Annotated in this window: 21 protein-coding genes; 10 read left to right on the top strand and 11 right to left on the bottom strand. The window is 73.0% G+C overall.

Going from position 1 to position 21,146, the window contains the following annotated elements; genetic code table 11:
* Positions 1-25: 25 nt before the first annotated feature.
* The 9 genes from BMY61_RS16780 to BMY61_RS16740 form a co-directional block, all read right to left on the bottom strand.
* On the bottom strand, positions 26-562 hold the full coding sequence (locus BMY61_RS16780) for a GNAT family N-acetyltransferase (RefSeq protein WP_042447789.1): 537 nt from the start codon (positions 560-562) through the stop codon (positions 26-28).
* Between the two features lie 42 nt (positions 563-604).
* Positions 605-1,504 (bottom strand): TauD/TfdA dioxygenase family protein, encoded by a 900-nt coding sequence (locus BMY61_RS16775; protein ID WP_042447786.1) that lies wholly within the window; start codon positions 1,502-1,504, stop codon positions 605-607.
* A gap of 13 nt (positions 1,505-1,517) precedes the next feature.
* Positions 1,518-2,867 (bottom strand): LLM class flavin-dependent oxidoreductase, encoded by a 1,350-nt coding sequence (locus BMY61_RS16770; RefSeq protein ID WP_042447782.1) that lies wholly within the window; start codon positions 2,865-2,867, stop codon positions 1,518-1,520.
* Positions 2,864-3,928 (bottom strand): ABC transporter permease, encoded by a 1,065-nt coding sequence (locus BMY61_RS16765; protein ID WP_082015020.1) that lies wholly within the window; start codon positions 3,926-3,928, stop codon positions 2,864-2,866. Before BMY61_RS16765 ends, BMY61_RS16770 begins: the two co-directional genes overlap by 4 nt.
* On the bottom strand, positions 3,925-4,746 hold the full coding sequence (locus BMY61_RS16760) for an ABC transporter ATP-binding protein (RefSeq protein ID WP_042447779.1): 822 nt from the start codon (positions 4,744-4,746) through the stop codon (positions 3,925-3,927). The genes BMY61_RS16765 and BMY61_RS16760 overlap by 4 nt, the downstream gene beginning before the upstream one ends.
* A 4-nt stretch (positions 4,747-4,750) precedes the next feature.
* Positions 4,751-5,779 carry an ABC transporter substrate-binding protein gene (locus tag BMY61_RS16755; protein WP_042447776.1) on the bottom strand — a complete coding sequence of 343 codons (1,029 nt, stop codon included), beginning with the start codon at positions 5,777-5,779 and terminating at the stop codon, positions 4,751-4,753.
* 343 nt (positions 5,780-6,122) lie between these two features.
* Positions 6,123-6,449 carry a transcriptional regulator gene (locus BMY61_RS16750; RefSeq protein WP_236656016.1) on the bottom strand — a complete coding sequence of 109 codons (327 nt, stop codon included), beginning with the start codon at positions 6,447-6,449 and terminating at the stop codon, positions 6,123-6,125.
* Positions 6,446-6,883: a hypothetical protein gene (locus BMY61_RS16745; RefSeq protein WP_042447775.1), complete on the bottom strand. Its 438-nt coding sequence runs from the start codon at positions 6,881-6,883 to the stop codon at positions 6,446-6,448. The genes BMY61_RS16750 and BMY61_RS16745 overlap by 4 nt, the downstream gene beginning before the upstream one ends.
* Positions 6,884-6,933: 50 nt before the next feature.
* Positions 6,934-8,820 (bottom strand): PucR family transcriptional regulator, encoded by a 1,887-nt coding sequence (locus BMY61_RS16740; RefSeq protein WP_075003938.1) that lies wholly within the window; start codon positions 8,818-8,820, stop codon positions 6,934-6,936.
* Positions 8,821-8,934: 114 nt separating this feature from the next.
* On the opposite strand from BMY61_RS16740, the gene BMY61_RS16735 reads away from it, so the two are divergent.
* From BMY61_RS16735 to BMY61_RS16700, 8 genes are all read left to right on the top strand, one after another.
* Entirely contained in the window at positions 8,935-10,422 is a 1,488-nt protein-coding gene (locus BMY61_RS16735; RefSeq protein WP_042447768.1) for a purine-cytosine permease family protein, read from the top strand.
* A 1-nt stretch (position 10,423) separates the two neighbouring features.
* Positions 10,424-11,293, top strand: coding sequence for a nitrilase-related carbon-nitrogen hydrolase (locus BMY61_RS16730; RefSeq protein ID WP_042447766.1), 870 nt, complete (start codon positions 10,424-10,426; stop codon positions 11,291-11,293).
* Complete coding sequence (gene speB, locus BMY61_RS16725; RefSeq protein WP_042447763.1) at positions 11,290-12,258, top strand: agmatinase; 969 nt, start codon at positions 11,290-11,292, stop codon at positions 12,256-12,258. Before BMY61_RS16730 ends, speB begins: the two co-directional genes overlap by 4 nt.
* 38 nt (positions 12,259-12,296) lie before the next feature.
* On the top strand, positions 12,297-12,947 hold the full coding sequence (locus tag BMY61_RS16720; RefSeq protein ID WP_042447761.1) for a class I SAM-dependent DNA methyltransferase: 651 nt from the start codon (positions 12,297-12,299) through the stop codon (positions 12,945-12,947).
* A 145-nt stretch (positions 12,948-13,092) separates the two neighbouring features.
* A complete protein-coding gene (locus tag BMY61_RS16715; protein ID WP_063773249.1) occupies positions 13,093-13,725 on the top strand; it encodes an HAD family acid phosphatase in 633 nt (210 codons plus the stop codon).
* Between the two features lie 37 nt (positions 13,726-13,762).
* A complete protein-coding gene (locus tag BMY61_RS16710; RefSeq protein ID WP_042447758.1) occupies positions 13,763-14,461 on the top strand; it encodes a TetR/AcrR family transcriptional regulator in 699 nt (232 codons plus the stop codon).
* A 78-nt stretch (positions 14,462-14,539) separates the two neighbouring features.
* Positions 14,540-15,148, top strand: a complete 609-nt coding sequence (locus BMY61_RS16705) for an antibiotic biosynthesis monooxygenase (RefSeq protein ID WP_042447755.1) — start codon at positions 14,540-14,542, stop codon at positions 15,146-15,148.
* Positions 15,149-15,273: 125 nt separating this feature from the next.
* On the top strand, positions 15,274-16,812 hold the full coding sequence (locus BMY61_RS16700) for a protein kinase domain-containing protein (protein WP_052438703.1): 1,539 nt from the start codon (positions 15,274-15,276) through the stop codon (positions 16,810-16,812).
* Between the two features lie 7 nt (positions 16,813-16,819).
* On the opposite strand, the gene BMY61_RS16695 is transcribed toward BMY61_RS16700, so the two are convergent.
* Together BMY61_RS16695 and BMY61_RS16690 are read right to left on the bottom strand one after the other, a co-directional pair.
* A complete protein-coding gene (locus tag BMY61_RS16695; protein ID WP_143094387.1) occupies positions 16,820-17,125 on the bottom strand; it encodes a hypothetical protein in 306 nt (101 codons plus the stop codon).
* A 116-nt stretch (positions 17,126-17,241) separates the two neighbouring features.
* Positions 17,242-17,715: an NUDIX hydrolase gene (locus BMY61_RS16690; protein ID WP_042447750.1), complete on the bottom strand. Its 474-nt coding sequence runs from the start codon at positions 17,713-17,715 to the stop codon at positions 17,242-17,244.
* Positions 17,716-17,828: 113 nt separating this feature from the next.
* Here BMY61_RS16690 and BMY61_RS16685 point away from each other — a divergent pair, with 113 nt between their 5' ends.
* Both BMY61_RS16685 and BMY61_RS16680 read left to right on the top strand, forming a co-directional pair.
* A complete protein-coding gene (locus BMY61_RS16685) occupies positions 17,829-18,959 on the top strand; it encodes a tyrosine-protein phosphatase (protein ID WP_042447748.1) in 1,131 nt (376 codons plus the stop codon).
* Positions 18,960-19,063: 104 nt separating this feature from the next.
* A complete protein-coding gene (locus tag BMY61_RS16680) occupies positions 19,064-21,097 on the top strand; it encodes a hypothetical protein (RefSeq protein WP_042447745.1) in 2,034 nt (677 codons plus the stop codon).
* Positions 21,098-21,146: the final 49 nt, after the last annotated feature.

Genomic DNA, 21,146 nt, shown 5'->3' with positions numbered 1-21,146 from the left:
CAGGCGGCCGCCCACCGGGAGGGTGTCAGGAGCGCCGCAGGTCGAGCATGCAGAAGACCTTGTCGTAGCGGCGCTCCCCCACGGCGACGAAGTCCGGCAGCCGCCCGTACTCGGTGAAGCCGAGGTTGCGGTAGAGGTGCAGGGCGTTCGCGTTGTCGCCGCGCGCGTCGAGCGTCAGCACCTCGATGTCGGCCGCCCTCGCGTCCGCGACCAGCGCCGAGACCAAGGCGCGGCCCACACCGCGGCCCTGGGCAGCCGGGTCGACGGCGACCTTCTCCAGGTCCGCGTGCGGCCGGTGCGTCGGGCGCGCGTACCGGGTCCAGTAGCCGAGCCCGACCAGGCGGCCTTCCAGGACCGCGACGCGCAGTGCCGCGTCGCCCGCCTGCACCTGCGCGGCGACGTCCGTGAGCAGCAGCGCCACCTCCTCGTGCGAGGGCGGGTCGACCCAGCCCAGGGCCGCACCGCCGCGCACCAGCTCCGCGAGGAGCCGGTGCGCGGCGTCCACCCAGGCGGCGGGCGGCTGGTCGAGTGCGAGAACGTCGAGGCAGGCGGCAGCGTCCATGCGCCCGAGCCTAGTTGCCCGACACGGCCCGGACGGCGGCGGTCAGGCCACCGCGGGCGTGTAGTGCGCCGCCTCGTCCCCCTCGACGACGTAACTCTCGCTGCCGTCCACGCCGACCGGGACGTCCCCGGCGACGGTGACCCGGTGCAGCAGGCGCGGGAGGTCGCCGTAGTCGTCAGGGGCGTAGTGCTGGGTCGCGCGGTTGTCGAAGAGCACGACGTCACCGGGGTTCCAGGAGACCCGCAGGACGTTCTCCGGCCGGGTCACGTAGGACTGCAGGACACGCAGCAGCTCCTGCGACTGCTCGCCGTCGAAGCCGAGCAGTGTGCGGGCGAACCCGCCGACGAACAGGCCGCGCCGGCCCGTCTCCGGGTGCACCCGGACGACGGGGTGGGCGGTGCGGTACGTGCGCGAGGTGAACTGCTTGCGCCGCGCCGCCGCGCGCTCGTCGCGCGGGACCGCGTAGTCGTAGTCGTTGGTGTGGACCGCCCAGGCCCGGTCGGCGAAGGCGCGCAGCGGTTCGGGCAGGTCGTCGTAGGCGGCCTGGGAGTTGGCGATCAGCGTGTTGCCGCCGTAGGGCGGGACGACGATGCTGCGCAGCGTCGACGCCTTGGGCGGGGTGCGCACGAAGGTGACGTCGGTGTGCCAGCGGTTGGCCCGCTGGCCGGCCTCACCGTCGACGGGCAGCACGTTGGGCTGTCCCTCGGCGGAGGGGACGGTGGGGTGCGCGGTGGTCAGCTCGCCGAAGAGGGAGGCGAAACGCAGCTGACCCGCGTCGTCGAGGTGCTGGTCACGGAAGACCAGGGCCTTGTGGTCGAGCAGGGCCGTGTTGAGCTCCGCGACGAGCGCGGGGTCGAGCTCCTGCTGCAGGTCGACGCCGAGGATCTCGGCGCCGATCCGGCCGCCGATGCGGCGGACGTCGAATCCGGTGCTGGTGGACATGGTGGTTCCCTTCTCAGACAGCGCTGCGGACACGGGTGAACTGGTTGGCGGGGCGGGGCAGGCCGTAGTGGTCCCGCAGGGTGCGGCCGGTGTACTCGGTACGGAACAGCCCGCGGGACTGGAGGATCGGCACGACCTGGTCGACGAAGTCGGCGAGGCCGGTCGGCAGGATCGGCGGCATGATGTTGAAGCCGTCCGCAGCGCCCTGCTCGAACCACTCCTGGAGCTGGTCGGCGATCTGCTCGGGCGTGCCCGCGTAGACGCGGTGGCCGCGACCGCCGCCGAGGCGGGCGATGAGCTGCCGCAGCGTCAGGCCCTCGCGCTGCGCCAGCTCCGCGACCAGCGCGAACCGGCTCCTGTTGCCGTTGATGTCGCGTTCCTCGGGCAGCTGCGGCAGCGGCCCGTCCAGCGGCAGGCCGGTCAGGTCGACGCCGACCATGCCCGACAGTTGCGCGAGCCCGTACTCGGGCACCTGGAGCTCGGTGAGCTCCTCCAGCAGCGCCTGCGCCTCGGCCTCGGTGCCGCCGATGACCGGGCAGATGCCGGGCAGCACGAGCAGCGCGTCCGGGGTGCGGCCGTGGTGGGCCAGCCGGGCCTTGAGGTCGCCGTAGAAGGCCTGCGCGTCCGCGAGGGTCTGCTGCGCCGTGAACACCGCCTCGGCGTACCGGGCGGCGAACTCCTTGCCGTCCTCCGAGGAGCCCGCCTGCACCAGCAGCGGGTATCCCTGCGGCGACCGCGGCACGTTGAGCGGCCCCTGCACCCGGAACCAGTCGCCGGCGTGGTCGATCGGGCGGACCTTCTCGCCGTCCGCGTACAGGCCGCGCTCGCGGTCGACGAGCCGGGCGTCGTCCTCCCAGCTGTCCCAGAGCTTGGTGGCCACGTCGACGAACTCGGCGGCGCGCCGGTAGCGCAGGGCGTGGTCGAGGTGCTCGTCCTGGTTGAAGTTGCGGGCCTCGTTGACCGTGCCGGAGGTGACGATGTTCCAGCCGGCCCGGCCACCGCTCAGGTGGTCGAGGGAGGCGAAGGCGCGGGCGGTGTGGAACGGCTCGTTGAAGGTGGTGGAGACGGTGGCGATCAGGCCGACGTGCTCGGTGGCGCCGGCCAGCGCGGAGAGCAGCGTCAGCGGCTCGAAGCCGCCGAGCGCGTTGTAGCGGACCTGACCCCACAGGGCGAGACCGTCGGCCAGGAAGACCGAGTCCAGCCGGCCGCGTTCCGCGGTGCGGACCAGGTCGCGCCAGTAGGCGAGGTCGGTGGCCCGTTCGGGCGTGCTGAGCGGGTGGCGCCAGGCGGCGTCGTGGTGGCCGGCGTTCATCAGGAAGGCGTTGAGGTGCAGCTGCCGTTCCTCGGCGGCGGGCGGGGTCATCGGTTCTCTCCTCGGGCGGGGAGCCGCCAGGCGCCGAGACGGCGTTCGGCGGCGACGAGCAGTTGGTTGACGAGCACGCCGATCAGGGCGATGGTGACGATCCCCGCGTACATGTCCGGGATCGCGAAGTTGAACTGCGCGGAGTTGATCAGGTAGCCGAGCCCGGCCTTGGCGCCGACCATCTCCGCCGCGACCAGCACCAGGATCGAGACGGCCCCGGCCAGGCGGATGCCGGTGAAGATCGTCGGCACGGCCGCCGGGAGGATCACCTTCTGGAACAGGCGGAACGGCGAGAGGTCCATCGACCGGGCCAGCCGCAGCAGGGTCGGGTCCACCTCGCGCACGGCGCTGATGGTGTTGAGCAGGATCGGCCAGGTGCAGGCGTACAGCACGATGGCGATCTTGGAGGTCTCGCCGATGCCGAGCAGCAGGATGAAGACGGGCAGCAGGGCGAGCGCGGCGGTGTTGCGGAAGAGCTCCAGCAACGGTCCGAGCAGGTCGGCGACGGGCCGGTACCAGCCGATCAGCAGCCCGAGCGGCACCCCGAGGACGACGGCCAGCCCGAAGCCGCTCAGCGAACGCACCAGACTGGCCTGCGTGTTGGCCCACAGCTGCCCGTTGGCGGCGAGGTTCCACCAGTCCTGCGCGACGACGGAGAACGGCGGCAGGAACGTCGCGTCGACCAGGCCGAGCCGGGGCGCGACCTCCCAGAGCGCGAGCAGCGCGACGATCGCGACGGACTTCGTGGCCCCGCGCAGCAGCAGTCGCGCGGGGCGCGCGGCGCCGCGGCGCGCAACGGCACTCCGCGCGGGAACGGGACCGGGCGCGGGACGCGGCACGGGCTGGGGCGCGGGCGCGTCGGACCCGCGCGCGGCTGCTGTTGCGTCCACCGCCGACTCCGCCACGGCGGGCTCCGCCCGGGGCGGCCCCGGCGTGCCCGGCTCCTCGCCGACCGGTCCGGAGGAACCCGCGATCGCCGCCGGATCGGCCTGCGGGGTGGCCGCCCGGGGCCCGGCGGGTGCGCTGTCCGAGATCAGTGTCTCCGTCGTGTCGAGGCTCATGCCGCTGCCCTCTCCTTCTCCAGGCGCTGGGCCTGCGCGACCTCGTCGCGCAGCAGGGTCCAGATCTCGTGCCGGTGGTGGGCGAACTCGGGGCTGGAGCGCAGGTCGTCGACCTCGTGGCGACCCGCACCCAGCGCGATCGGCACGACGTGCTTGACCCGACCCGGCCGCGAGGTGAGCACCGCGACGCGCTGGCCCAGGTGCACGGCCTCGTCGATGCCGTGGGTGATGAAGACGACGGTCTTGCCGGTCCGCTCCCAGATCCGCAGCAGCTCGTCCTGGAGCGTCTCCCGGGTCTGCGCGTCCAACGCGGCGAACGGCTCGTCCATCAGCAGCACGTCGGGGTCGTAGGCGAGGCTGCGGGCGATGGCGACGCGCTGCCGCATGCCACCGGAGAGCTCGTGCGGATGCCGGTCCTCGAAGCCGGACAGGCCCACCAGGTCCAGGAACTCTCTTGCTCGCGCTGATCGTTCGCGGCGCGGTACACCCGTCGCCTCCAGGCCGAACTCGACGTTTCCGCGGGCGGTGCGCCAGGGCAGCAGCGCGTACTGCTGGAAGACGATGCCCCGGTCCAGGCCCGGGCCGGTCACCGGCTCGCCGTCCAGCAGGACGCGTCCGGCGCTCGGGCAGGTCAGCCCGCCCAGCAGGTCCAGCAGGGTGGACTTGCCGCAGCCGCTCGGCCCGACCACGACCAGGAACTCCCCGGCCGCGACCTGCAGGTCCACGCCGTCGAGGGCGACCAGATCGGGCGCAGCACCGCGTGCGGGGAAGACCTTGCCGACCCCGTCGAAGACGATCTTCGGCGTCTCGATGGTCATCGTCTCAACTCCCGGCCCGGTAGGCGTTGTACTGGTTGGTGTAGAGCCGGCCGGCGGTCACCGAGCCCTTCGGGACGGTGCCTCGGTCGGCGAGCCAGTCGAGCCAGAGCTGGAACTCGGCGTCGGTGATCCGGCCGCCGGTCTCGGCCACGCCGAAGGACTGGAAGTACTTCAGCGGCGCCGGGTCCTCGTTGCGTCCCCGCTTGTGGACGATGTCGGTCATCCGGGCCACCACCTGCTCGCGCGGCGTCCGTCGTGCCCACTCGATGGCCTTGGCCGTGCCGGTGACGAAGGTCCGTGCGGTGTCCGGGTTCTGGCGCAGGAATCGCTCGGTCATGACGTAGGTGCCGGCGCTGAACGAGCCGAGCAGCTGGTAGTCGGTGAAGAGCGGCCGGATGCCGCCCTCGGCCAGCGCCTTGTCGCGGAGCACACCGCCGAGGACGGCGACCTCGATCTGCTTCTCCCGCAGCGCCTGTTCGGTGCTGACGGGCGGCAGGACCACCGGCTGGACCTGCGCGATCTCGTCCGGGGTGAGGCCCTGGCGCTTGAGGTAGATGTCGAGCATCGCCTCGTCGTGCGCCCCGAGGGTGTTGACGCCGACCTTGGCGCCGATCAGGTCCCGCCCGGTGCGGATCGAGCTGCCCGCGAGCACGTAGAAGCCGTTGTAGGAGTAGCGGTCGACGCCGTAGTAGCTGATCACGGCCTGTACGGGCGCGTGGTTCGCGGCCAGTTTCACCACCGCGCCGTTGAACGCGCCGCCGAAGTCGACCTGACCGGTGGCCGCCGACTGGATGTCCTGCGGTCCGCTGATGGTGTCGCCCACCCAGTCCAGCTTCACGTCGCCGAAGTAGCCGAGGTCCTCCGCCAGTTCGGGCAGGAGCACCTGTCCGGCCCAGCCCTGGTAGCGCAGCGTCCTGGCCTGCCCGCCCGTGCCCGACGCGGCGGCGGCGCCACCGCATCCGGCCAGCGTGACCGCGGCGGCGGAGCTGCCGAGGAGGGCGAGGAACCGGCGTCTGGACGGGAATGCGTGCATGGCGGGGAAACCCTTTCAGGCGACAGGAAGGGGAAAATTGGCAGGCGAAATTCAGCCCGGCGCAACAGGAATCAATACCCGCGCAACAGGGCGACACAAAAAAGTGCCGCGCACGGCGATGGTCACGTGCGCGGCGAATGAAAGGCCAGGTCAGCCCGGATCAAACAGGGTCGACTACCAGCCGGTCAGTTCACCGACCGGCGGCACAGAGGGCGCTCGCGTCACGGCGGAGATCGACGTGGCGGCGCAGCGCGAAATTCGCGGACTGGCTCATGCGAAGAAGACTGGCAGGAATTCCCGCCGGGCGTCAATACATTCCGTGCGGGCGTCTCGCTCCTCGGAATTACGTGTCGTCTCCCTGGTGTGCCCGCCCCTGCTCGGTCAGGGCGGAGAGCGCGGCGAGGTGGACCTCGAAGGCCGTCCTGCCCTCGGGCGTGAGCGACAGCCAGGTGCGGGGGCGGCGGCCGACGTGGCCCTTGCGGATCCGGACGTAGCCGATCTCCTCCAGGGCCGTGGCGGTCTTGGAGAGCGTGGGCGCGGCGATCTGGCAGGCCTCGGCGACGGTGGCGAAGTCCGCCTCGCCGCACCCGGCCAGGAACGCGGCCAGCTTGAGCTTGGGCAGCGTGCCGAACGCCTCGTCCGGGAAGGGGGATTGGGGCAGCCTGCTCACTGCTGGCGCACCTGCCCGGCCATCCGGTACCAGGTGCCGGCGCCCAGGATCAGGCCGCAGCTGATGGTCCCCCAGGCGAGGTGGCCGCTCATCGAGAAGCCCGCGCCGGACGCGAAGCCCGCGAAGATGCTCAGCCTGGTCACCCGCTCTCGGACCCGACTGTCCATCAACGGCACCAGCCCGCCCCGGCGCCAGCGGCGCCACAGCTCCACGTAGACCGCCACGTGCGCCACCCCCAGGAGCACGGCGGCGATCCGGAGCGCCTGGCCCGCCGCCCCCGCCACCAGGTCGGACACCCCGAGGACGGTCAGCGTGAGCGCCATGGTGGCGCCCGCGAACACCGGCAACCAGGCGGGGATGCCCGGCGTCGCGGCGATGCGTCGGGTGTCGGCGGCTATGCGGAGAGCCTCTTCCGGGCTCAACGTCTCATCCATGCTTGAACGTTAGCAAGAAGTTTCCAAAAGGAAAGTACTTTCTCCGAAGCTCATCGGGTGGATGTGCGCATGCCCTGGCGGATGCGCGTGGCCAGCCACAGGTCGAAGCGGTCGTCGCCGTCGTCGAGATTGCGGCCCGTCAGGCGCATGGCCTTGTCGACACGGTTGCGCGCGGTGTGGCGGTGCACCGCGAGGCGACGGGAGGTCTCGTCCCAGGAGCCGCCGGTGTCGAGCCAGATGGCGAGGGTACGGACCAGGTCCCCGGCCGGGTCGGCGGCGTCGAGGGGACCGAGGACCGCGTCCGCGTAGCCGCGCAGCGCGGCACGGTCGCCGAACTCCAGCAGCAGGCGCGCGGAGCGTGCCTCGCGCGCCTCGGCGGGGTGCCCCAGGGCGCGGCTGACCGCGACGAGCGCGCGGGCCTGGCGCAGCGACCCGGCGGCGGCCTCCGGCGGCACCGCGGGCCCGATCCCGGCGGCCGCGCCGGGCGCGAAACGCGCCAGCACGTCCCCGAGGTCCAGGTCGTCCCCGACCACCGCCTCGACCAGCCCCTCCCGCACCCGCACCAGCCCTCCGGGCACGGCCAGCGCGAGATCCGCGGCGAGCTCGGCCGCGGCCTCGGCGGCAGCCGCGCCGACCGTCCGAGCGCCGGACGCGCCGGACGCACCCGGCACGACGCCACGGCGGACACCCGCTCCGATGCCCGCATCCGCGTCGCCGGCGGCCTCGACCACCCCTTCCCGCACCCGCACCAGCCCTCCGGGCGCGGCCGACGCGAGATCCGCGGCCACCTCGGCCGACGCCTCGGCGCGCTCACGCGCCCCGGCCGAACCAGCACGACCGCCGCCGACCCCGGCCCCCGTCTCCGCTCCGGCCCGCGCTACCGCGCCGACGGACCGGTCGCCGAGCAGGGCCGACCCGCCACGACCGCTGCCCGCGGCCGACCGCCCCCCCGGCTCCCCTGCGCCCGTCACGGCCCCCGCTCCCGCGAGGGGGCGCGGCTCGACCGCGACGGCGCGGAACGTGTCGCCGCCCAGGCCCGCCAGCGCGAGGACGTCGCGGGCCTGGGCGGGCGAGACACCCTCGGTGAGCAGGCGCCCCAGCAGGGCCGAGCGGCGGCGGCGTTCCGGCTCGTCGGCCAGGTGGCGGCGTTCCAGTTCCAGGGAGAGCAGGGAGACCAGGCCCGAGGCGGGCATCCGGTCGTCGGAGGCGAGCGCGCCGACGAGGACCAGCAGGCCGCGCAGCCGGTTCGCGCCCAACGGCTGCACCTCGAGGCCGGGGCCGCCCTGCGGGCCCGCCGTGCTCGTGGCGCTGCCGCGCAGGCCGCGGGAGGCCACGCGGGCGACGAGCTCGGCCGCCGCGTCGGGCAAACGCTCGGGGTCCAGGCCCGCGAAGGCGATGGGACGGCCGAGCAGGTCGGTGACGACCGCGCCGACGCCGGTGACGTCCACCCAGGCCTCCAGCGTCCCCGTGAGGCCCCGGCCGGACGCGGCCGCCGCGGTCAGCCGCCGCTGCGCGTCGACGGCGCGTTCCAGGGCCCGGTGCTGCTCGGCCGCCTTCGCCGCGAAGACGGCCTTGGTGACCGCGATGAACGGCACCTCGTCCGGGACGGTCAGCAGGGGCAGGCCGGCCTCCCGCGCCGCCGCGACCAGCACCTCGGGCGCCTCCTGGTAGGGCAGGTCATGGCCGAGGCCGAGTGCGAGCGCGCTCGCCCCGGCCGCCGCGCAGTCGCGGACGTAGGCGCGGCAGCCCGCCGCGGTCATCGGCAGCAGCAGCCCGATGGTCATCAGCAGCTCTCCCCCTTGCAGCCACGGCCCGGGGCGGAGTAGTTCGGAGACATGGGCCGCCTCCACCGGTCGGTCCAGTCGATCGGGCGCGGCGACCACCGACAGCCGAAGCTCGGGGAGCGCCACCAGGTCGGCGAGTCGAAGAGGAGGCATGGACACAGTGTCCATCGCACGGGCCGAGAATCGACCCGACAGCCATCGTCCGGGGCGCGGGGGCCGCATAGGTTCCTGCTACCACCCGCCTCCGCCGCCACCCAGGAGGGCCCCATGGACCAGCAGCCCGAACGTGAACCGCAGCAGCACAGACCGCAGCAGCTGATCGAGACCCGCTCCATCGACTACGTCCCCGCCCGCGAGCGGCACGGCAAGGTCTGGCACCAGGGCCCGTTCTGGTTCACCGGCAACTTCGTGCTGACCACCATGGTCACCGGCTTCATCGGTCCCGCCCTGGGGCTGGGCCTGGGCTGGTCGGTGCTGGCCGTCGTGCTGGGCGCCTGCTTCGGCACCTTCTTCATGGCCTTCCACGCCAACCAGGGCCCGCGGATGGGCCTGCCGCAGATGATCCAGTCGCGGGCCCAGTTCGGCATCCGCGGCGCGATCGTGCCGTTCGCGGCCGTGGTCTTCGTCTACATCGGCTTCAACGTCTTCAACGTCGTGCTGGCCACCCAGGGCCTGCGGACGGTCCTGCCGGGCGGGACGACGCTCTGGTACGCGCTGCTGATCGCCCTGGCGATCGTGCTGGCCGTGGTCGGGCACGACCTGCTGCACGCGGTGCAGCGCTGGCTCACCTACGTGCTGATCGTCGTCTTCGGCGTGCTGACCGTCGGCGCGGTCGTGCACCTGCACCCGCACACGGCCGCGGCCTCCTCGGGCGGAGGCGGCTTCACGGCGTTCCTCGTGGTCTTCTCGGCGGCGGCCGGCTACCAGATCAGCTACGCCGTCTACGTCTCGGACTACTCGCGCTACCTGCCCAAGGACGTGCCCGCGAAGAAGGTCATCTGGTGGACCTACCTGGGCGCGGCCGGTTCGGCCGTCTGGCTGATGTCGCTGGGCGCACTGCTGGCCTCCGCGCTGCCGAACCCGGACGCGATCGCGGGTCTGCGACAGGTCGGCAACGACATCCTGCCGGGCTTCGGGACCTTCGCCGTGGTCGTCTCCTCGCTCGCGCTGATCTCGATCATGGCGGTCAACGCGTACGGGGCGATGCTCACCTCCACCAGTGCGGTGGACGCCTTCCGCACGGTCCGCCCGACGGTGAAGTCGCGCGTCGCCGGGATCGTCGTGATCGAGCTGGTCGTCTTCGCCGTCGCGCTGGCGCTGCCCGCGGACTACCTGGGCAACTTCAACAACTTCGTGCTGCTGATGCTCTACTTCCTGATCCCCTGGACCGCCGTCAACCTGGTCGACTTCTACTTCGTGCGCCGCGGCCACTACGCGATCACCGCGATCTTCGACCCGCGCGGCATCTACGGCCGCTGGTCCTGGCAGGGCCTGACCGCCTACACCGTCGGCTTCGCGGCGATGGTCCCGTTCTTCGCGACCTCCTTCTGGACCGGCCCGGTCGCCAAGGCGCTGGGCGGGGCGGACATCTCCTTCGCGGTCGGCCTGGTGGTGGCGGGCGCGCTGTACTACGCGCTCACCCGCGGCCTGGACCTGGACGCCGAGGCGGAGGCGATCGCCGCGAGCGACCGCGAGCTGGAGGGCGAGGACGCGGACGGTCCGGAGGCCACCGACGGTCACCCGCTGGCGGTGTGAGATGGCCTTCCTGGACAGCGACAGCACCACCACCCGAATCGCCTGCGCGCAGCTGACCCTGCGCATCGGCGAGCCCGAGGCCAACCGGGCCGCCGCCCGCGACGCGATCGAGCGCGCGGCGGCCGCCGGCGCCGAGGTCGTGGTTCTGCCCGAACTCACCAACAGCGGCTGCATCTTCCATGACGCCGCGGAGGCCGCGGCGGCGGCCGAGCCCCTGGACGGCCCGACGGTCGCCGACTGGACCGCGGCGGCCCGGCGCCACCGGCTGGTGATCGTCGGCGGGCTCTGCGAGCGCGACGGGGACGGTCTGATCCGCAACTCGGCCGTCCTCGTCGACCAGACCGGCCTGCGAGCCGTCCACCGCAAGGCCCACTTCTTCGGCGGGGAACAGGAGTTCTTCGTCGCCGGTGACGAACTCCCGCCCGTCGTCGAGACGTCGGTGGGTCGGATCGGCGTGATGGTCTGCTACGACCAGGAGTTCCCCGAGTACGTGCGGACCGTGGTCCTGCGCGGCGCCGAGTTGCTCTGCGTGCCGGTCAACTGGCCGCTCTTTCCCCGGCCCGCGGGCGAGCGGCCGTCGGAGGTGGTCCGGGTGCAGGCGAACGCGGCGGTCAACCGGATGTTCGTCGCCGCCTGCGACCGCGCCGGGACCGAACGCGGCGTGCCGTGGACCGGCGGCTCCGTGATCGTCGACCTCGACGGCTTCCCCGTCGCCGGACCCGCCACCGAGAAGAGCGCGGACCTGCTGCTGGCCGACTGCGCGTTGGCGACCGCGCGCGACAAGAGGCTCGGCGAGCACAACGATGTGCTCGGCGACCGCCGACCCGACCTCTACCGATCCGTCACCACCCCCTTGGAGGAGGCACGATGAGCGACCAGCCCGTCGGCCCGATCGACGCGACCCGCGTCCCCCGCTACGCCGGCCCCGCCACCTTCGCGCGGCTGCCGCGCGCCGACGAGGTCGACCATGTCGACGTGGCCGTCGTCGGCGTCCCGTTCGACAGCGGTGTCAGCTACCGCCCCGGCGCGCGCTTCGGCCCCGCCCATGTGCGCGCCTCCTCCAAGCTGCTGCGCCCCTACCACCCCGCGCTCGACGTCTCCCCGTTCGCGGCCCAGCAGGTCGCCGACGCGGGCGACATCGCGGTCAACCCGTTCGACATCGCCGACGCGATGAAGACCGTGGAGCTGGCCGCGCGCGAGCTCGGCGCCGGCGGCACCAAGCTGCTGACCATCGGCGGCGACCACACCATCGCCCTGCCGCTGCTGCGCGCCGTCGCGGCCGAGCACGGGCCGGTCGCGGTCGTCCACTTCGACGCCCACCTGGACACCTGGGACACCTACTTCGGCGAGCCGACCACGCACGGCACGCCGTTCCGCCGGGCCTCGGAGGAAGGTCTGCTGGACCCGGCCCGCTGTCTCCACGTCGGCATCCGCGGTCCGCTGTACTCGCGCGAGGACCTGCGCGAGGACGGGGTGCTCGGCTTCCAGGTCGTGCACGCCGACGACTACCAGGACGCGACGGTGGCCTCGGTCGTCGAGCGGATGCGCCGACGCCTGGGCGACGGGCCGGTCTACGTCTCCATCGACATCGACGTGCTGGACCCGGCCCACGCCCCCGGCACCGGCACGCCCGAGGCCGGCGGCCTCACCAGCCGCGAACTCCTGCACACGCTGCGCGGACTGGTCGGGCTGAACATCGTCGGCGCGGACATCGTCGAGGTCGCCCCGGCCTACGACCACGCCGAGCTGACGGGCATCGCCGCCGCGCACGTGGGCTACGAGCTGCTGTCCGTACTGGCGAAGAACCGCGAGGAGGGCAGCGCGGCGCAGCGGTAGCCGACTGGTTGTCAGTCACGTCGGCTACGGTCCCGAAGGTGACCGGATTCGACTCCCTCCCCGCCACCCGCGACGCCTACGACGCCGTCGCCGTCCGCTACGCGCAGCAGTTCCACGACTCGCTGCGCGACCGGCCGTTGGAACGCGCCCTGCTGGCCGCCTTCGCCGAGCTGGTGCGGGCCGACGGGGGCGGGGAGGTCGCCGATCTGGGCTGCGGCCCCGGCTACGTCACCGCCCACCTGCACGGGCTGGGTCTGCGGGCCTTCGGCGTCGACGCGTCGGCCGCGATGATCGCGCTGGCCCGTGAGGCCCATCCGGAGCAGCGGTTCGAGGTCGGCTCGATGGCCGCGCTCGACATCGCCGACGGCGCCCTGGGCGGGGTCCTGGCGCGCTACTCCGTGATCCACACGCCGCCGCAGGACCTCCCGCTCCTGCTGGCGGAGTTCGCCAGGGTGCTGGCGCCGGGCGGGCAGCTGCTGCTCAGCTGCTTCGCCACGGACGACGCCGCGAATCCCACGCAGTCCTTCGACCACACCGTCGCGACGGCGTACCGCTGGTCGCCGGACCACCTGTCGGGCCTGCTGCGCGGGGCCGGGCTGGACGAGACGGCCCGGCTGCTCTGCGAGCCGAAGCCCACGGACAAGCGGCAGTTCCGGGAGCTGCAGTTGCTCGCCACCCGGAGCCAATAGCTACTCGCCAGTAAATGCCATGCACAGAACAAGAGTTGGTCACCTCGCCGCCGCCTGGAGTTCCCCTGCGACGAGCAGGGTCGTGCCGGGTTCCCCTCACAGCCCGCGTCCACGTCCTGCAAGACCTCCAGACAAGGGAGTTCCCGTGCGAGGAATCCGCCGTCCCGTCACCGTCGTCGCCGCCACCGCCGTGCTGGCCGCCCTGGCCGCCGCCGCGGCCCCGACGGCGAGCGCCGCCCCCGTGCGCGCCGCCGCGAGCGCCACCACGACGACCAGCGCCGCCCCCGGTTACGCCCAGTGGCTGGCCGACGCGACCGCCGCCACCGCCCCGGCGCTCGCCTACCTCCAGCAGCGCGTCGCCGCCGGCACGTTCACCGGCACGCCGGCCGTCGTGCTCGACATCGACAACACCGCGCTGGCCGCCTACTACAACCCCGGCACCTACCCGACGCCGGCCACCCCGCCGGTGCTGCAGCTGGCGCAGTACGCATCCGCGCACGGCGTGAAGGTCCTCTTCGTCACCGCCCGGCCCGAACTGATCGACTGGGTCACCGAGTTCAACCTCGACTCGGTCGGCTACCGCATCGACGGCCTGTACAGCCGCGACCCGCTGGAGCTGCTGGAGCCGATCCAGACCTTCAAGACCGACACCCGCAGGAAGCTGGTGGCCGACGGCTACGACATCGTCGCCAACGTCGGCAACAACACCACCGACCTGGAGGGCGGCTACGCCGACGCCACCTTCAAGCTGCCGGACTACGACGGCCTGCTGTCGTAGCGGTCGTCGTCGCGCGGCATGTCCTATCGTGGGCGGCATGCCGCGCGACACCCTGACCCGGGACCAGATCGTCCGGGCCGCCGTCGCCCTCCTCGACGAGGAGGGCCTGGAGGGCCTCAACATGCGGGCCCTCGGCGTGCGCCTCGGCTCGGCGGCCACCGCCGTCTACTGGCACGTCGGCAGCAAGGACAACCTCATCGCCCTGGCCGGCGACCACGTCTGGTCCGAACTCCCCCTGCCGCAGGCCCCCGCCGGGCGCGCGGGTTGGCGGGCCGCGGCGGAGGCGATGGCCGTCGGCGTGCACGGGATGCTCGCCGACCATCCGTGGCTGGTGCAGGCCTTCGGCGCGTACCTGACGTTCGGGCCCGGCAAGGCACGCCACGACGACCACCTGCTCGGCCTGTACGAGGACGCGGGCTTCACACCCGACGAGGCGGACCGCGCCTCCGCCGCGGTGCTGACCTTCGTCCTCGGCAACGCGCTGGGCCCCGCCGCCGCGGCCGCACTGCAGCGCAAGCTCGCCCACGAGTCCGGCGACGCGGAGGCCCGGCTGGCCGAGGGCATGGCCCAGGCCCGCGAGGTCGCCTCGCAGTACCCGCGGCTGCGCGCCCGACTCGACACCCCCGACGCCGCCGAGCACGGCGCGGACTACGGCTCCGCCCCCGACCAGACCTTCGCCTTCGGCCTGCGCTCCCTCCTCGACGGCCTCGAAGCACGCCTCCGCGCCCAGCGCTGACCAGCGCTTGCGATGCCCCGGTCAGCGGAGGAGCGTCATAGACAGGAACCCAGTCGTCAACAGGAATGGGGGCCGGTCATGTACGTACGCACCACCTACGTGACGGGCGATCCGGGAAAGATCGACCAGGCCCTGGACGGGCTGCTGGTGGAAGCAGTCAAGCTGCTCTCCGACCAGCCGGGCTACCGGGGCTACGGGCTCTTCGCCGACCGTGAGATCGGCAAGATCGCCATGGGCAGTTGGTGGGAGACCCTGGAGGACTCCCAGAGCAGCAACGAGCACCTGCAGCAGCGACGCGGCGAGCTCTTGGCGCCCTTCGCGTCGTCGCTCTCCATGATGACGCTGGAGGTCCTCGCCTTCACGCCGAACATGCAGGTCGAGGCGGGCGCGGGCTTCCGCCTCGGACGCTTCCAGATGCCGCCCGACCACCTGGACAGGATGGCCGAGCAGTTCCGTACGGCGGGTCTGCCCGCCTTCGAGGCCACGCCCGGCTTCGTGGGTGGTTCCCTCCTCGCCGACCGCCGCACCGGCATGGGCTCGGTCGGCACCCTGTGGTCCACGCACGAGGCCCTGGTCGCCTCCCGCAGCGCCCAGTCCGCCGCGCGGGCCAAGGCAACCTCGAACGTGCCCTTCAACGTCATCGCCCTGGAGGAGTTCGAGGTGGTGATCGTCGACCGCCGCGACTGACCGTCGCCGACACGCACGTGGGGCCCGGACAGCCGACCTGTCCGGGCCCTCGACCGTTCCCCGACCGGTTAGGGTTCCGGGACGCGCGAATCCGGGCTCCGGCCCGGGGTGAGGAGAGCGAACCGGTGCAGGGTGGGCTGCTGAACGGACGGTACGAGCTGCACGACGCCCTCGGCACCGGCGGGATGGCCACGGTCTGGCGTGGCCTGGACCGGGTGCTCGGGCGCCCGGTCGCCGTGAAGGTGATGAACCCCGCCCTCGCCCAGGACCCCCGCTTCGCCGAGCGCTTCGCCCGTGAGGCCCGTCACGCCGCGATGCTGCTGCACCCGGCGATCGTCGCCGTCTTCGACTCCGGCACGGACGAGAACGGCACGCCCTACCTGGTGATGGAGCTCGTCGACGGTCGCACCCTGGCCGAGCTGCTGGCCGACACGCCGCGCCTGCCCGTGGACCGCGCCGTCGCGATCACCGCCGCGGTGTGCGAGGCGCTCCAGGTCGCGCACGCGGCCGGGCTGGTGCACCGGGACATCAAGCCCGGCAACATCATGGTCGCCCACACCGGGGAGGTGAAGGTCGTCGACTTCGGCATCGCCAAGGCCGGCGCGGACGACGCCCAGCTCACCGGCACCGGCTCGGTGCTCGGCACCGCCTCCTACCTCGCGCCGGAGCAGGCGACCGCCGCCGCGGTCGACGGGCGGGCCGACCTGTACGCGCTGGGCTGCGTGCTCACCGAGATGCTCACCGGCCGCCCTCCCTTCGACGGCACGACGCCCGTCGAGATCGCCTGGAAGCAGGTCAGCGACCGTCCGGCCCCGCCGTCCGCGCTGCGCCCCGACCTCCCGCCCGCGCTGGACGCGGCGGTGCTGCGGCTGCTGGCCAAGGAGCCGGGACACCGCCCGGCGGACGCGGCCACGGCCCGCGCCGAGCTGCTGGCCGCGATCGGCCACGGCGGACCGGCCACGACGGGAGTACCGGCGGGCCTGACCGGAGCCGCGGGCTTCGCCACGCCGGCGGGCGGAGCCGACATGGCGGGGGGAGCCGGTGCCGCGGCGACCACCTGGCTGCCGCCGATGCCCCGGGCCCCGTTGAACCAGACCATGGCGATGCCGCCGTTGGACGGATCCGTCCCCGCGCCCGTCGCACCCCTGGGCGCACCGCGCCGACGGCGCACGGCGCTGCTGGCGGCCGGTGTCGGCGTCGCCCTCGTCTGTGTGGTCGCGGCCGTGGCGTACGGGTCCGGCCCGTCCGGACCGTCGACCCCGGCGGCGGGCGCGGGTGCCCCCTCCGCCACCGTGACGTCGCAGCCCGGGTCCGGTGCGGCCACGTCGACCACTCCGTCCCCGCAGTCCACCGACCCGGCGAGCACCCTCGCGGCGCTGCGCTCCGCCGTCGACTCCGCCGACCTGCCCTCCGGTCAGCAGCAGGACCTGCTCGACGCGCTCGACAGCGCGACGCAGGCCCTCTCCGACCAGGGCCAGTCCAATCAAGGCCGGGACGACGCCGCCCAGTCGGTCCGCGACGCCCAGAAGATCCTGCGCAAGCTCGGCCACCAGCAGGCCGTCGACCCGGCCACGCTCCACTCCTGGCAGTCCCAGCTCAACACCGTCGCCGCCGCCCTGCGCGACGGCAGTGGCGGCGGCGACGGCAACGGCAACAACGGTTGATCAGTGCCTAGTTGCTGAAGTACACGTACGTCCAGGACCCGTACACGGACGCGTTCACGGTGTCGCCCGACTGCCCGTAGAGGTAGTCCGTCCGCACGCGCGCCTGGATCCCGGCCCGGCCGGGAGCCTGCAGCACCACGGCACACCGGCCGGTCGACGAGACCGCGAAGAACTGCGAACCGGCGTCCTGCCAGCTGCCGTTGGCGAAGACCTGCACGTCCAGGCGCCACCGGAGGCGTTGCAACCGGAAGCTGAGTTCGGCCGCGGCACGCCCGGGTCCGCTCGACGGGGACCGGCAGGCGCGCGGTGGCACGCACGCGAGCGTAGGACATGCCCACGAACCTTGTCGCCGGTGGGTGGCGGTCTTTCTCGGCGTCCTCGAGAGCAACCACGGGCAAGCGCGGACATACAGGGAACAGTCGTCGGCCCTCAGCCGAGGTAGGGCTCGGTCCGGTTCTCGCTCAGGCCGTGGTCGATCCGCAGACGCATGGACGGGTGGATCGGAAGGGCGTCGAGGTCCGCGGGAGCGACCCAGCGGACCTCCTTCGACTCGCTGCTGGTGCGCAGCCGACCACCGACCGGCCGGGCGCGGAAGGAGATCGAGAACTGCTGCCGGACCTCGCCGTCGTCGTAGGCCATCACGTGGTCGGGGTCGGTGTAGAGGCCGACCAGTCCCTCGACCTCGACGAGGACGCCGGTCTCCTCCTCGACCTCCCGGACCACGGTGTCGACGATCCGCTCGCCGATGTCGTGGCCGCCGCCGGGCAGCGCCCACAGGTCGTTGTCGGTGCGGTGGATCAGCAGCAGTTCTCCCGCGAGGTTGCGGACCACCGCGACCACCGAAGGCACCACGGAGTTCGCGCGCGGCGCGGCGGGGTCGCGGAAGTAGTCGATCCTGGCCATCCGCCCATGATGGCGCGCCCGGCGCCGCCCTCCGATCTCTTCATCCGCATGTCACCGGGACGCCTTTCGTGCGCCACCCGGCTTTACACGTGTCAGCACTAGCGTCCGGCGCCATGAAGACCCCCAAGCGCTCCCTCCGTCTCGCCGGTGCCGTGATCGCGACCGCCACCGCGCTGAGCCTCGGCGCCGTCGCCGCGCCCGCGCAGGCCGCCCCCGCGCACGGCGCGCAGCCGACCGCGCACGCGATCGACCGGGCGCACCCGATCCCCTTCACCGCCGCGAACGTCACCCAGAACGCCGACGGCAGCTTCACCGTCTCCTGGTCCTCGGACGCCGACCTGCGCGGCGTCACCGTCTACGCCGGCACCTCGCAGTGGAAGATCGACGAGCGCCACGCCGTCGCCCACGGCCAGGGCACCGACAGCGTCACCGTCACCGGTCTCGGCCAGGCCGACCGCTGGTGGTTCCGACTCCAGCCGAGCCGCGGCGAGGGCCTGACCCTGGCCGACCGCAGCCTGCACCTGGCCGGCGCGCCCAACTTCCGCGACGCGGGCGGCTACCGCACCAGCGACGGCTCCTGGGTGCGGATGGGCGTGGTCTACCGCTCCGGCGACATCTCCAAGCTGACCGCCGACGACCTCGCCAAGCTGCAGCGTCTCGGCATCCACACCATCTACGACCTGCGCACCGACAGCGAGCGCAGCGCCTCCCCGGACCAGGTGCCGGCCGGCGCCACCGACGTCCAGGAGAACGTCCTCGGCAACCTGGGCGGCCTCAGCTCCATGCCGAGCAGCCCGGCCGCCGCCGTCGCCATGATGCAGCAGGCGGAGGTCGGCATGGTCGACCTGCCCAGCGCGCAGTCCTCCTACCAGACCGTGGTCAAGGGCATCGAGAACCCGTGGAACCTCGGCGTCCTGTACCACTGCACGGCCGGCAAGGACCGCACCGGCTGGGCCAGCGCCGTGCTGCTCACCGCGCTCGGCGTGCCGCAGCAGACCGTCGACGCCGACTACCTGGCCAGCAACGACTACAACGCGGGCATGATCCAGGCCACCCTGTCCCACCTGCCGGCCGCCTACCAGGCCGTCTACAAGCCGCTGCTGGTCGTGGACCAGTCCTACCTGGACGCCGGCCTGAACGAGGTCAACGCCAAGTACGGCTCCTTCGACGCCTACCTGCACCAGGGCCTCGGCCTCTCCGACGCCGACCTGCACTGGCTGAAGGCGGAGCTGCTCGTCGGCTGAGCGGACATGGTGCCGTCCGCAGAAGAGAATTGATCGCCCCTCAAGTCGATCTTGTGAGCTACCGTGCGACACAGGTACGACACAGCAACAGGGGGGAACGCTTCGTGCGAGCGAACACACTGCTCAGAGCGGCGGCCGTCGCCACCGTCGCCGGCCTCGTCGGCGCGGCGGCGCCGGCCGCCGGGGCCGCGACCACGGCGACGCTGCCGCTGGCGGCCGGAAAGCTGCAGGCCATGGTCGTCGACCAGGTCCACCGGCACGTCTTCCTGAGCGACGGCGCGAACGTCTACATGACCGACTTCTCCGGCACCCCGCTGGCCACCCTGGCCGAGCCGGGGGCGGGTGCCATGGTGCTGTCGCCCGACAGCAGGGCCCTGTACGTGGCGCTCAACGGAAACCTCGATCCGGCGGAGTCGAACCCGCACCTCGAGATCGCCACCGTCAACACCGCCACACTCGCCCGGACCCACGTGCTGGACACCGGCGTGACCAGGACGGCGCGGACCACCATGGCGATGAGCGGGGGCAAGCTCTGGTTCAACGCCCGCCTCGACGACGTACGGGGCTGGGAGACGGGCATCGCCGGGGTCGACCCCGTCACGCCGGGCTCGTGGACCTCCTTCTCGGCGACCTCCCTCCCGGCGGACCTGCTGAGCGCCGAACCGACAGCGCAGGGCCTGCTCGCTGTGGCCTGGGCCACGACGACCGCGGGCACGCCGAACCTGTCCCTGTACGACGTCTCCGGCGGCACCCTGCCGCACCAGCCGGTCGTCACGGGCGACGTGCCGGATCTGGGCTCCCCGAGCGGGCGGGCCTCGGCCCTCGCGGTGACCGCGAACGGGCAGCGGATCGTCCTCGCCGACGGCACCGTGCTGCGCACGAGCGACCTCACCCCCGTCGGCGCCTACCACGCTCCGGCCGGAACCGGCCCGCTGAAGGGCGTCTGGGCGACGGAGGACGGGGCGGTCGCCTTCACCAGCGCGGCGCCGGTCCGCGGCAGCGCCGTCCCCGGCACCGACATCGACGTCTTCGCGGCGGGCGGCTCGCGCCCGTTGAACACCTACGCCTTCCCGCCGAACAGAAGGAGCGGCGCCCTCGACGACGGTGGCGTCGCCTGGGCCGGGGACGACAGCAAGCTGTTCACCGTCACCGGCAACGCGACGGCCACCGCCGCGACCGTGGGCGCGCTCGACCACCCGGAGTGGACGGTCACCCGAATCACCCTGACGGCGCCCGCCCGGGTCGCTCTCGGCCAGGCCGTCACCGTGCACGGCAGGCTCAACTCCATCGCCGCGATCGCGACCGGCGAGACCGTCATGGTCACCCGCACCGACCCGGCGAGCCCGGCGGGGACGGCCGTCGGGGCGGTCCCCGTCGCCGCGGACGGCTCCTTCTCGTTCACGGACACCCCGCCGGTCGCCGGCGCCGCCCGCTACACGATCCACTACGGGGGCGACGGCACCCACCAGCCGACGACCGCTCAGACGGGCGTCACCGTCGCCCGCCTGGCGACCACGCTCACCGTGACGACCGACGCCACGACCTACGCCTACGGCGGTTGGGCCACCGTCACCGCACACCTCGGCACGGCCTCCGCCGACCGCACCGTCTCGGTCTACGCCCAGCCCTACGGCGGCGCCCGGACCCTGCTCGCGACCGGGGCGGTCGACGCACAGGGCGACCTCGCCGTCCGCTACCGGGCCTGGCACAACACCACCCTCACCGCCGTCTTCGGCGGCGACGACCACTACGCCCCCGCGACGGCCACGCGCCACATCGGTGACCGGGTGAGTCTGCAGGAGGCGCTCAAGGGCTACTACCGCTCCGTCAAGGTCGGCAGCGTGTGGGTCCGCGAGTACCACCGCGCGGCGAAGCCCGTCCTCACCGCCCAGGTCACCCCGCGCGAGCCGGGCCAGTGCGTGGTCTTCGACCTGCAGCGCTACTCCGGCGGCGCGTGGCACGACCTCGGCGTGACGCCGTGCACCAGGATCTCCGCGAACGGCACGGCCTCCGTCACCGTGGCGCAGAACCTCCCCAAGGGCACGTACCGGATCGACGCCGCCTACCTGGCGGGCCGCACGAACCTCGGCAACGTGAGCACCGCGGGCGGCTGGCTGTACCTGGCGATCACCGACTGACGCACCGGCCGAAGCAAGCGGGCGGCCGCTCCCTCCGGGGGGCGGCCGC

It is taken from the genome of Streptacidiphilus jiangxiensis, assembly GCF_900109465.1.
GTDB lineage: Bacteria > Actinomycetota > Actinomycetes > Streptomycetales > Streptomycetaceae > Streptacidiphilus > Streptacidiphilus jiangxiensis.
Note: the sequence above shows the minus strand (reverse complement) of the source record. Positions and strands in the feature narration are given on the sequence as shown.